This window comes from Neisseria sp. Ec49-e6-T10, from assembly GCF_051132615.1.
In the GTDB taxonomy this organism is placed as follows: Bacteria; Pseudomonadota; Gammaproteobacteria; order Burkholderiales; family Neisseriaceae.
Genome location: NZ_CP152375.1, coordinates 1,247,709 through 1,260,514 on the forward strand (window position 1 = coordinate 1,247,709; position 12,806 = coordinate 1,260,514).

The window sequence follows — 12,806 nt, forward strand, 5'->3', positions numbered from 1 at the left end:
CTATGACTACTCAAAGAAAAATTCTTGTAACCAGTGCCCTACCCTATGCAAATGGCGACATCCATCTTGGTCATATGGTTGAACATATCCAAACAGATATTTGGGTTCGTTTCCAAAAACTAAACAATCATCAATGTTATTATGTATGTGCTGACGACACTCACGGCACACCTGTTATGCTGGCGGCCCAAAAACAAGGTCTAACCCCAGAAGAGTTGATTACTCAAGTACAAGCTTCTCATCTTGCTGACTTTAAAGGGTTCTTAATTGAATATGATCATTATTACACAACGCATTCCGAAGAAAATCGCCAATTTTCTGAAGAAATTTATAAAACACTAAAAGCCAATAATAAAATTACCACAAAAACCATCAAACAATTATTTGATCCTGAAAAAAACATGTTTTTACCTGATCGATTTGTCAAAGGCGAATGTCCAAAATGCCATGCAAAAGATCAATATGGTGATAATTGTGAGGTTTGCGGCACAACCTATAGCCCAACAGAGTTGATCAATCCATTTTCTGCTATTTCGGGTGCCACCCCCGTACTCAAAGAAAGCGAACATTACTTCTTTAAACTTGGGGACTGTACTGAATTTTTAACTGCTTGGACAAATGGTTCAACCACATTAAGTAATGGACAAACCCAACCACACTTACAGCCTGAAGCTCTAAACAAAATGAATGAATGGCTAGAAGGTGGATTACAAGACTGGGATATTTCACGAGATGCTCCTTATTTTGGCTTTGAAATCCCAGATGCACCTGGTAAATATTTTTATGTTTGGTTAGATGCACCAATTGGATACATGGCCGCTTTTAAAAATTTCTGCACAAGAAATAATATCGATTTTGATGAATTTTTCAAAGTCGACAGCACAACAGAAATGTATCATTTTATTGGCAAAGATATTTTATATTTCCATGCACTGTTTTGGCCAGCAACACTTAAATTTGCCAATTTAAGAACCCCTACAGCAGTATTTGCCCATGGGTTTTTAACAGTAGATGGACATAAAATGTCCAAGTCACGCGGCACATTTGTTACGGCAAAATCTTATCTTGAATGCGGTTTAAATCCAGAATGGTTACGTTACTATCTGGCAGCAAAACTTAATAGCAAAATTGAAGACATTGACTTAAATTTAGAAGATTTTATCAGTAGAGTCAACAGTGACTTAATTGGCAAATACATTAACATCGCCGCGCGTGCAGCAGGATTTATAACCAAGCGTTTTAATGGACAACTGAGCACAAGACTTCATGACACAGCTTTATTACACAATTTATCAGCCGCATCGGACACCATCGCTCAAGCGTATCAAAGTAGAGAATACGGTAAAGCAATGCGAGACATTATGGCTTTGGCAGACCAAGTCAATATATTTGTTGATGCCAATAAACCATGGGAGTTAGCAAAGCAAGAAGGACAAGAAGAGCGCCTACATGAAGTATGCTCTATTTTAATCAATGCCTTTAAAATTCTGACCGTTTACTTAAAACCTGTATTACCTCAAGTAGCCAAACAAGTAGAACAGTTCCTTAACTGTCAAAATTTAACATGGGCTGATGCACAAACTTACCTATATGGACAAATTAACCCTTATACACACTTAATGCAACGCATTGACCCCCAATTGATTGAGCAACTGATTGAATGCAATAAACAATCTATTCAGACACAAACAAATACTGAGCCTACCGATCACGAACCATTGGCGCCCATCATCACAATAAATGATTTTGCCAAATTAGACTTACGCATTGGCACCGTATTAAATTGTCAGCCAGTAGAAGGTAGCCATAAATTACTACAATTCACTGTTGATTTAGGCTTTGAACAACGAACGATTTTTTCGGGGATTAAATCAGCCTATCCCGAACCAGAGAAGCTGATTGGACGCCAAGTTGTAGTTGTCGCCAACCTTGCACCTCGCAAAATGCGTTTTGGGGTATCAGAAGGCATGATTGTTTGTGCCAGTGGTCAGGATGACTCAGAAGGATTATTCTTACTTGATGTTGACAGTGGCGCAAAAGCAGGCATGCGCATCAGTTAAGACATCATCAAAAAACATACACCTCTATTATTGGTTTTAAAATGGCTACATAATAATAGAGGTGTGTATTCAATAATTGTGTGAGCCCAAATAGTTTTTGTGACGATTTTTTTAAAAACAATAAATTCTCTTGATTTTATTATTACAGGAAATTCAATGACTACATTTATTAATAATTTTTATTTAAATGTGTTGTTATACAAAAATATAAATACTATATATTTAAACTAAAAAAATGATTTTGTACTATTTTTTGCCTAAAAATTTCCATAGCACAATTTCATTATAATGATCAAATTTGAATTTAGTTTAAGTTTTGTTACATAAAAAGTATGTAAATAAATACTCGTTGCCTGAAGTGAAGGATGGCCTAGTAATTTCTGTACCACTAATATTTGTAGTTTCATGGTTTAATATTAAACTGCAAAGCATTTACTTGGCAGTACCCGTAATGACCATAACTTTATTTGTTATGGCTATGAGAAAAAAGTGAAAAATTTATATTCTCTAAGAGTTAAAAATACGACTTCAAATTAATAAAAATATCAATTTTTTCAATAATTTAAATATATATTCAAACGTAATTTTAATGATATAATATATTACCCAAAAATAAAATTCACCTAACATTTATTATTGCTTTTTATAATAGGAAAAGCTATTATGCCCGATTAATAAAAAATTTATGCTTAAAGGACACGAATAGTGCGTTCATTATTTTTTTGTTTCTCTCTCTCTTTATTGCTCCTGACTGGCTGTAACAATAGGAATACACTTATGAATCAAAATGAAGTCAATAATGGAGAACGGACTTTACCTGTCTCCACTCAAGAAGCAGAAGAAAAACGATTTCAACTGAATCCAAATCCTCAACAGCATTATCAAATGACCATTACCATTAAAAATGCACCTGGGCCTTTGGCTATATCTGATACCTCTGCTCATTATGGTGTACAAAACTGCTCTTATATTTTAGCGGGTACACCAGAGGCTTCGGGTAAACCTGACAAAAATATTCCTCTTCATTTTAAAAAAATTGCACCCAATAAATATCAAGGGGACTTTTATATGGATGCAATGAAAGACGAAGACTACTATGGGCAAGGTGTCTGCAAATGGGAATTTTGGGGAGCACATGTTCTATTTTCAGCCACAGGTTCTGACAAAGATACTCTGTTTAGTGCCTCTATTACCCCTGAAGATTTACAGACTAAAAAAATTGAGTTGAATCATTTAAAAGAGGATTACCCAAGAGAGATAAAAATTGATCAATATTTGAGTCAAGGTAATCTAAATAAAAGTCTATTCAAACCAGAAGAATACTTTACCTTTGATATTGAATTAGAGGAGTTAAAATAATGGCCATCACGCAACAACAATATGCTGATCTAGCTGATTTTGCGTATAAAGAGCAAAAAGAAATTAAAGTTGAACGTGTTTATGCAATAAACGGTAGCAACTATAAAATATTAGCGCACTCTTCAGATAAAAAAACTGATTATCAAGGAACCATCTATCAAAAAGTAGATACTGGTGAAATTATTGTTGCCCATCGAGGCACTGAACCTACTAAAAAAGGTGATGTGGCTGCCGATCATGAAATGGCTTCTAAATTTACCAACCCTCAAATTTCTCATGCTTTAAAGTTAACTGAAATGGCTTTAGGATTTGCTCAAAAAGAAGCTTCTAAAACGGGTAAGGCTCCCGAAGTAACCGTTACAGGCCATTCTCTAGGAGGTGCATTAGCCCAAGTGTCTGCTTTTGAATATGGTTTAAAAGCCCAAACCTTTAATGCTTATGGTGCAGCAGGTTTAAAATATACGGATCTATATGGCAATAAAGAAACAGTCCCTTTTCAAAACAATGGTAAAGTCACCAACCATATGATGGCGGGTGATGTGGTTAGTGCGGCCAATAATCATTTTGGTAGAAATGTCATTTATGCTCGTCCTAAAGAAATTGAATCTTTAAAAAACCATCATTATGGTGATGGGAAGCCAGGTAATAATCAAATGTGGCGTGCCGCTAAAGATCTTATGGGCTCCAAACACAATGCACATAATATGCCTAATTTCACTAATGAAAAGGGCCCTTCTATTTTATCAGACCCTAAGGCAAAGGAATTGGCTCAAAAAGAAGCCGCTACCATTAATGAATACCGTAATGAAATTAAGGCCAATAGAGGCCCCATACTAAGAAACATAAAGGTTGCCGATAAAGTTTCAGATGCATTTTTTCCATCTAAATCGATCTTTAAAAAAATAATATCTGACAACACCGATCACTCACAAGAAAAATCAACCTTATATGCTCAAAAAAAAGGCAAAGGTGATTTAAACGATATTATAAATAATGATGTGAAGAGTATTTATGCCAAGTTAGAATCTAGCTTAGGCCCCCAACTAGCAGACAAAGGTGCAGGTAAATGGGCAGCACCAATGATTGCTGCAACCACTTATGCTTGTGTTGAAAAAGGTATGAGTGCGGATAAAATTGCTCATATTGGTATTAATGAAAAAGAGAACGTCCTTTATGCTGTCTCAGCCAATAGACGTGACTTTGCCACTGTTGATGCGATTGAAGCCTCTAAAGTCAATCCTGAACAAACTTTATTGGCAGCCAATCAGCTGCATGATCAGTTGGGTATTGAGAATCAGCAAAAAGAGATGGACAGACAAATGCAGATGAATCAGCAACAACATGGTGGTATAAAATTTGCCTGATTTTATGGAAATCTAGTGACGTCAGGATCTTTGACGTATATCTTTTTTATTCATTTGTCTATTTAAACCTGAGCATAATCTATGCTACCCTCTTAGTCATAAACCACTTACTGACATTAACCGAATATGATGCCTTATTCCAGCGTAAACCCTTTCACTGAAGAGCTATTTTTCCAACGTCCATCTGAATCGCTAACCGACATCACACACAAAATTAATGTGCTACAACAAAAACAATCTTATTTTGCAAAAAAAACCGTACCTGAGCGCACAGCCTTATTACTTAAACTTGCTCAAAAAATAGAGCAAAATAAAGACATTCTGGCTCAAACTATTTGCCATGAAGTAGGGCGCTGCTTAACAGAATGCCAAGCGGAAATCGAAAAGTCCATCCAATTGATCCATTACTATGTTCATCTGGCACCAGAGTTACTGTCCTATAAAACCATTGCCACACAAGCCAGTTTGAGCCAAGTGCGCTTTGAACCACTTGGTCTTGTTCTGGCAATCATGCCTTGGAATTACCCGATTTGGCAAATTTTACGTTTTGCCATTCCAGCATTATGTGCGGCAAACGGCTGTCTCATTAAACCTGCGCCCAGTGTAGGCAAAGTAACAGAGCTCTTATTTGAATTAGTAGAAGAAGAAATACCCTTTGATGTCGTATATGCCGAGGATAATGATATTGAAGCAATTATTAGTCAAACAAATGCACTGGCCTTTACAGGTTCTACGCAAACAGGTCAATATTTGGCCAGCTTAGCAGGCAAACACTTAAAAAAATGTGTATTAGAGCTTGGCGGTAGTAATGCCTTTATTGTATTGGAAGATGCAGACTTAAAACAGACAGCAAAAGATGCTTGTTATGCCCGTTTTAGAGATGCAGGACAATCATGTAATGCCGCCAAACGATTAATCCTTTTAGACTCAATTGCGGATGAATTTATTCACTTACTGATTACCGAAGCAAAAAAATTAAATTCTGGTGACCCATTATCGACACAGACAACCTTAGCCCCATTACACAGTGCCAAACTACAGCAAAAAGCACATCATCAAGTTTCAGATGCTCTGGAACATGGCGCGACATTATTATTGGGTGGTTCTATTCCTGAAGGAAAAGGATTTTTTTATCCTGCAACAATAATAGATAACGTCAATCAAAAATGTAAACTTTATCATGAAGAAGCATTTGCACCAATCATGAGCATTTTACATGCACACACGACTCAAGAAGCCATACATTTGGCAAATGACTCGCCATATGGTCTAGGAGCAAGCATTTACAGCAAAAATAACAATCAAGCTTGGCAGCTAGCAGAACAACTCAATGTAGGCAGTGTATTCATCAACCGTCATACAAGTTCGGATTTACGTTTACCTTTTGGTGGTGTAAAAAACTCAGGTTTTGGCAGAGAATTATCGGAATTTGGCTTATACGAATTTGTTAATATCAAAAGTTATTGGCAAAAATAAAAAAGCCACCCTTACTTAGGATGGCCTTTTGTACATTACCGTACAAATTAGTTTGCAGCAGATGCTTCAGCAGGAGCTGACACTTCAGCAACAGGAGCTGACGCTTCAGCAGCAGGAGCAGATGCTTCAGCAACAGGAGCTGACGCTTCAGCAGCAGGAGCAGATGCTTCAACAGCAGGAGCAGATGCTTCAACAGCAGGAGCAGATGCAGTTTCAGAAGCAGCACCAGTAGTAGAGTTATCACCACATGCAGCTAAAAATAAAGATAGAGCAGCTGCCACTAACAAAGATTGTTTCATTTTTTAACCTTTTAAAACATAAAAATTAATCATTACAAAAAACAACAAAGATGATTCACAATCAACTTGTTAATAGCTGACATGTGACTGTACCAATTATCTACCAAGCGCGAAACAGATGCAATAACCTCAAGGAAAATTTATCTGTTCTGGTTACAATTCATCTTAAATATAGCAAATAAATATAGAATGATTTTAAATAAAACAAAACAAATAGATGCAATTACTTGATTAATATAAAATTTACTACCAAAACAAATAAATTTCATTTATTGCATTTTTACAACAAATTAGAAAAATTTACAAAACTTTAATATAATACTGAAAAAAATCAGCCATATAAAAACACATGGCTGATTATTACATTTATTTTCAAGAATCCCTATTTCTTAATGCCCGTTAAACAGCTCCAACCATCAAGAAAAACAGGTGGAGCCATATGGAACCACTGCTCATAAATCGACATAAGTTCTTCAGCTTGATCCTGTAAAATACCTGACAATACAATTTGCCCACCACTTTTAGTTTTTGTAGCCAACATTTGTCCTAATACACGTAAAGGATTAGCCAAAATATTGGCCAACACAACATCAAACAATTCATCTGTGACTTTATCTGGCAATAAAAAAGTAGCATGATCAATATGATTTTTTAAGGCATTGTCTTTACTGGCAATAATGGCTTGTTTATCAATATCCACACCAACTACTTTACTTGCACCAATTTTTGCTGCGGCAATGGCTAATATCCCTGAACCACACCCATAATCCAAAACGCTCTGCCCTGCTTTAAGATGTTGATCTAGCCATAACAAGCACAATCTGGTTGTTGGATGAGAACCTGTCCCAAAAGCCAACCCTGGATCTAAAGCTAAGTTAATGATATTAGGGTCATTTGGTGCTTCATGCCAAGTTGGCGTAATCCTAAGACGCTCAGAAATTTCAATTGGCTCAAATTGGGATTGAGTCAATCGTACCCAATCCTGATCTTCAATTGTCTCCAACTGAAAAGATACTTTTGCGCCCCCCATCTGTTGACATACTTGATCAACAACCTTGGCAACATCCTCATCTTGTGCGAACAGACAAATAATCAGGCTTTCTGCCCAAATTTGTTCAGTTGGTTCATCTGGTTCGCCAAAAATGGCCTGCTCTTTATCGGTACCAGCAAACGCATCCTGAATTGCTGCAGAAAGCGCACCATACTCCATTAATAGATCAGAAAACTCTTCTGCTTTGTCTTGAGTGACCCGAATTGTTGCCTGCAAATATGCCATTAATTATTCAGCCTTCAATGTAGGTAATATGGTTTCTAAATAATGAATACTTGGCCCACCATTATTAAACTCAATATCTTGTAATAAAGCCCGATGCAATAAAATATTGGTTTTAATACCTGTAACGGCCATTTCTGACAAAGCTATACTCATTCTGGCCAAAGCTTGTTCTCTGGTGTCCCCATAAGCAATCACTTTTGCCACCATGCTGTCATAATGAGGTGGAACGGTATACCCTTGATAAATATGGGAATCCACCCTAATACCTGGTCCTCCCGCGGGATGATAACTTTCAATTTTTCCAGGACTTGGAATAAATGTAAAAGGATCTTCTGCATTGATCCGACACTCGATCGCATGTCCATGTAAACGGATGTCTTTTTGTTTAAATTGTAACGGTAACCCTGCAGCAATCTTTATTTGTTCCTGCACAATATCAATACCTGTCACAAGCTCTGTTACAGGATGTTCTACCTGAACACGAGTGTTCATTTCTATGAAAAAGAACTCCCCTTTTTCATAAAGGAACTCAAAAGTTCCGGCACCACGATACCCAATTTTTTTACACGCTTTGGCACAAACTTCACCAATTTTTTTACGTTCTTCTTCTGTGATACCAGGAGCAGGTGCCTCTTCTATCACTTTTTGATGACGTCTTTGCATTGAGCAGTCACGTTCACCCAAATAAACAGCATTACCATGTTCATCTGCAAGCACCTGTATTTCAATATGACGCGGTTCTTGCAAATATCGTTCCATATAAACAGTAGGATTGCCAAAAGCAGCACCTGCTTCAGTTTGTGTCATAAGAACAGACTGAATCAAATCTTCCTCTTTTTGGACAACACGCATCCCTCGACCGCCACCACCACCAGAAGCCTTAATGATGACAGGATAACCTACTTTTTTTGCAATCTTGATGATTTCTTTAGGATCGTCAGGCAAAGCACCATCAGAACCAGGTACACAAGGTACATTAGAAGCCAGCATGGTCTCTTTTGCAGAAACCTTATCGCCCATTAAACGAATAGTATCTGGTCTTGGGCCAATAAACACAAAGCCAGACTCTTCTACTCGCTCTGCAAAATCGGCATTTTCTGCTAAAAATCCATAGCCAGGATGAATAGCTTGTGCATGCGTTAACTCAGCGGCAGAAATAATGGCAGGGATATTCAAATAACTCTTTGCAGAAGAGGCAGGGCCAATACAGACAGATTCATCTGCCAACTTTACATATTTTGCTTCTCGATCTGCTTCTGAATATACCACAACCGTTTTGATACCCAACTCACGGCATGCTCTTTGAATACGCAAAGCAATTTCACCACGGTTAGCAATAAGAATTTTTTCAAACATGATGATCGTCCAATGAAAAAGCCGCCATAAAACCATTTAGGCAGCTTTTAAGTTAATTACTCAATGATAAATAAAGGCTCACCATATTCTACTGGCTGACCATCTGCAATCAGGATTTGCTTGATAACCCCTGACTTTTCAGACTCAATTTCATTCATCAATTTCATTGCTTCAATAATACATAATGTGTCACCAACATTAACTGTCTGCCCCACCTCAGCAAACGGAGCTGAAGTTGGAGAAGGAGCACGGTAAAAGGTGCCTACCATAGGAGACTTCATGGCTTTACTTAAATCGACTCCTGAGCCACCTGTACTCTCAGGTACACCAGAAACATTAACCGCTTGCTGAACCTGAGGGGTCACAATTTGAGCTGCAGGAGCAGCAACCATTTGTACAGCAGTACTGCGTGTAATTCTTACTTTTTCTTCACCTTCTGTGATTTCTAACTCAGCGATGCCAGAATCCTCAACTAAATCAATCAATTTTTTTAATTTGCGTAAATCCATTATAACTTCCTCTATCTCAAGAAACACTTAATGAGTGTTTTGTTTCAGGTACTGAATAAGATGTTCTAATGCAAAAAGATAACCATTGGCGCCCAAACCACATATCACGCCGATGGCAATATCAGATAAATAAGAATGATGCCGAAATGACTCCCGTGCATGCACATTCGACAAATGTACTTCAATAAAAGGAATGGCAACACCAAGCAAAGCATCCCTTAGCGCAACACTGGTATGCGTCAATGCACCAGGATTAATGATGATCCCACGAATGCCCTCTGTTTTGGCCAAATGAATCCGATCCAGCAAAACATGTTCTGCATTACTTTGCAAACACTCTATTGCAACCGAATCATATTTTTGTGCTTGTTGACATACATTTTGGTTAATATGCTCTAATGTTATTTGCCCATAAACTTCAGGTTCTCTTGTGCCTAAAAGGTTTAAATTTGGCCCATGTAACACTAAAATACGAGTATCCATGAATTAATAATTTTTCGATAACAATCCTACAAGTTTGCCGTAAATTAAAAGAAATTACCAGCTTTTCCTTTAAAAATTTATTATCTTCTTTGATTGTAAAGAAATAAATTTCCCAAAAAACCTGTAAATTTTTCGAATATTTACTCAAATAAGAAAAAATGACAGATATGCTTTTTCAATTTAAACGATCAAAAAATTTTTATTAAAAAAATTATCTTATGGTTATGTTTATTTTTTATTTAAACTTTCCGATGGATCTATTATTGCCCTAAATATAAAAAAACACCTTTATGAATAAATCAAACAAGGTGTTTTTAACAGAACAAAAAACATTTAAAAACCTCGGCCATGTCCTTCTTGCTGTATATTTTTCTCAACCTGACGATTTTGTGCATCCATTTGCTCATTTTCAACCAATTGGCTAGTCGCCAACAGAGTATCTTTCGGATTAACTCGACTGGCAGAAATCGCATCAACAGACACAAAACGAGTACTGTCCTTACCCACAACATAAACCGTATTTTGTTCAATATTAATACCAACATGTGCAATATTACGGATATTCAATCCCTTTTCAAAACAAGAATGTGTCGTCTGAGCTAAAATAGCATCTGCATGTTTACTGGAAACACCCAATTCATCAAACTGGTTACTTAATTTATCTGTTAATAAGGAATGGACTGATTGCACCTCTGGGTGAATTTGTCGAGACAAAAAGGGCGTAGGATTAAATAATTGATAATCAGGTTTCCCTGGCTGATTTGTTGTGGTCAACTCAAGATTTTTAATTTGTGTATAGCGTTGCTCAAAGCCAGCAGGCGTATTTAAAGTTAAATCATGTTCTGGATGATAAAATGATTCTTTCGGCCGAACACATGCTTCTACCGTATATTTAACGCCATCCCAATAACTATTTAGTTCAGTTACCGCTGGCCCAGTACTGGTTTGAGAGCCATAAAAATATAATTTTCCTAATGGATCATTATTGGCAACAATACCAACATGCTGTTCTGTGCTTTTATTTTTTTGGAGAAAGATAATATCGCCAACTTGTAAATCATTTCTATCAATTTTATCAAAATTCGCCACAGTATATTGTGAGAGCTTATCGCCTTTAAACAATGCAGACGTGGAAAATTGGTCAGGTTCGAAATCTTGATCGATTGGATGACCAGAATTTTTTAATGCGTAATAAATCAAACCTGAACTATCCACTTCTATTTTTGCATTCTCTCGTTTTGGCAATTGCATATTATTAAACTGACCATACTTATACAAGCCATCTTTATTGATGGAATCTTTTCCTGTCCCCAAATCAAAAGTACCAATTGCAGCTTTTAATACACGCTCTTCACGACTCATTATGCATTTATCCTCCAACTTCCAAACTCCATTATAGAGCATTACCTCTCTACATAAATGTAGCAAATTAATTATAAGACAACATCATACAAAAAACCAGCAATTTATCAAAAATATTTGAATAAACTTCAAAATAATACACCTTATTCAAGTAAACGTTCATTACAATAATTTTAAAAACATTTAAAAATTATTAATCTAAACAAATAAGACAATACACAATAAAAATAAAAACAAATAGTTATTCAAAAGAATGAAAAATTTAAATATTTAGCTATCAACTTCATTGCCTGATCATTGCCACAAAAAAGAGACATTTATTTTTGTTTTCTTTTCGCTCTAGGATGAGCTTGATCATAAATAGTGGCTAAATGCTTAAAGTCTAAACTGGTATATATTTGAGTCGTATTCAAATTACTATGCCCTAAAAGCTCCTGAACAGCCCTTAAATCACCTGACTCCTGTAACATATGACTGGCAAAGCTATGACGAAACATATGTGGCGTCACTCTTCGATCACTACCAGCTAGCTCACTCCAACGAACCAATCTATTTTGTATTTGCCGATTAGAGAGCCTGCTCCCCAAGCGACTGGTAAAAAGTGCTTTTTGGGTTTCAGAACCGGCTCTGACTACTAAGTAATTTTTGAGCGCTGTTAATGCTGTTTGCCCAACGGGAACAATACGTTCCTTGCTGCCTTTACCCAATACTTTCACAATGCCTTCTGAAAAAGAAAGATCATGAATATCCAAATGAGTCACTTCACTCAATCGTAACCCAGAAGAATACATGAGCTCAAAAATAGCTTTATCCCTAACTTCTAAGACATTATGGCTTTGTACATTATCCAATAATAATTGTGTATTCTCGACAGTCAATGCTTTTGGTAAACGATTTGGCAGTTTAGGTGGCTTCACCCCTTGGCAAGGGTTATATTCAAGAATACTCTCTTCAACTAGAAAAGCACAGAACTGCCGCCATGCACTTAAATGTCGAGCAATACTTTTCGGGCTTTGCCCCTTGGCAGATAACTGTTTTAACGCATATAAAATATGATTCCGTTCCAAAGAACCAACATCTAACTTTAGATAATTGATGACACCCAACAATTGTAATAAATCCTGTTGATACGCTTGAATAGTTAACTTTGCTTTACCCTTCTGATGCAGCTTTTCCAGAAAAACAGCAATATATTCAGCCATTCGATTTACCATATAATGAACCAATTCATCATAAACAATCCTTCATACGAATAATTTTAA

At 36.6% G+C, this 12,806-nt stretch carries 11 protein-coding genes; 4 read left to right on the forward strand and 7 right to left on the reverse strand.

The window, feature by feature from the left end; translation table 11 throughout:
* Positions 1–2: 2 nt before the first annotated feature.
* From metG to AADH04_RS06675, 4 genes are all read left to right on the forward strand, one after another.
* Positions 3–2,060, forward strand: coding sequence for a methionine--tRNA ligase (metG, locus tag AADH04_RS06660; RefSeq protein ID WP_434779458.1), 2,058 nt, complete (start codon positions 3–5; stop codon positions 2,058–2,060).
* Between the two features lie 777 nt (positions 2,061–2,837).
* Complete coding sequence (locus AADH04_RS06665) at positions 2,838–3,419, forward strand: hypothetical protein (RefSeq protein ID WP_434779459.1); 582 nt, start codon at positions 2,838–2,840, stop codon at positions 3,417–3,419.
* Complete coding sequence (locus AADH04_RS06670; protein WP_434779460.1) at positions 3,419–4,783, forward strand: lipase family protein; 1,365 nt, start codon at positions 3,419–3,421, stop codon at positions 4,781–4,783. Before AADH04_RS06665 ends, AADH04_RS06670 begins: the two co-directional genes overlap by 1 nt.
* 129 nt (positions 4,784–4,912) lie before the next feature.
* Positions 4,913–6,259, forward strand: a complete 1,347-nt coding sequence (locus AADH04_RS06675; protein WP_434779811.1) for an aldehyde dehydrogenase family protein — start codon at positions 4,913–4,915, stop codon at positions 6,257–6,259.
* Positions 6,260–6,306: 47 nt separating this feature from the next.
* Here the strand turns inward: AADH04_RS06675 and AADH04_RS06680 are convergent, their stop codons facing one another.
* From AADH04_RS06680 to xerA, 7 genes are all read right to left on the reverse strand, one after another.
* Complete coding sequence (locus AADH04_RS06680) at positions 6,307–6,558, reverse strand: hypothetical protein (protein ID WP_434779461.1); 252 nt, start codon at positions 6,556–6,558, stop codon at positions 6,307–6,309.
* A gap of 382 nt (positions 6,559–6,940) precedes the next feature.
* On the reverse strand, positions 6,941–7,834 hold the full coding sequence (gene prmA / locus AADH04_RS06685) for a 50S ribosomal protein L11 methyltransferase (protein ID WP_434779462.1): 894 nt from the start codon (positions 7,832–7,834) through the stop codon (positions 6,941–6,943).
* A 3-nt stretch (positions 7,835–7,837) separates the two neighbouring features.
* Positions 7,838–9,190: an acetyl-CoA carboxylase biotin carboxylase subunit gene (accC, locus tag AADH04_RS06690; RefSeq protein WP_434779463.1), complete on the reverse strand. Its 1,353-nt coding sequence runs from the start codon at positions 9,188–9,190 to the stop codon at positions 7,838–7,840.
* Between the two features lie 56 nt (positions 9,191–9,246).
* Positions 9,247–9,699 (reverse strand): acetyl-CoA carboxylase biotin carboxyl carrier protein, encoded by a 453-nt coding sequence (gene accB, locus AADH04_RS06695; RefSeq protein ID WP_434779464.1) that lies wholly within the window; start codon positions 9,697–9,699, stop codon positions 9,247–9,249.
* A 27-nt stretch (positions 9,700–9,726) separates the two neighbouring features.
* The gene (gene aroQ / locus AADH04_RS06700) at positions 9,727–10,182 is read right to left on the reverse strand and encodes a type II 3-dehydroquinate dehydratase (RefSeq protein ID WP_434779465.1); all 456 of its coding nucleotides are present in this window, start codon (positions 10,180–10,182) and stop codon (positions 9,727–9,729) included.
* A gap of 333 nt (positions 10,183–10,515) precedes the next feature.
* Positions 10,516–11,544: an NlpC/P60 family protein gene (locus AADH04_RS06705; protein ID WP_434779466.1), complete on the reverse strand. Its 1,029-nt coding sequence runs from the start codon at positions 11,542–11,544 to the stop codon at positions 10,516–10,518.
* 317 nt (positions 11,545–11,861) lie between these two features.
* A complete protein-coding gene (gene xerA / locus AADH04_RS06710) occupies positions 11,862–12,746 on the reverse strand; it encodes a site-specific tyrosine recombinase/integron integrase (protein ID WP_434779467.1) in 885 nt (294 codons plus the stop codon).
* Positions 12,747–12,806: the final 60 nt, after the last annotated feature.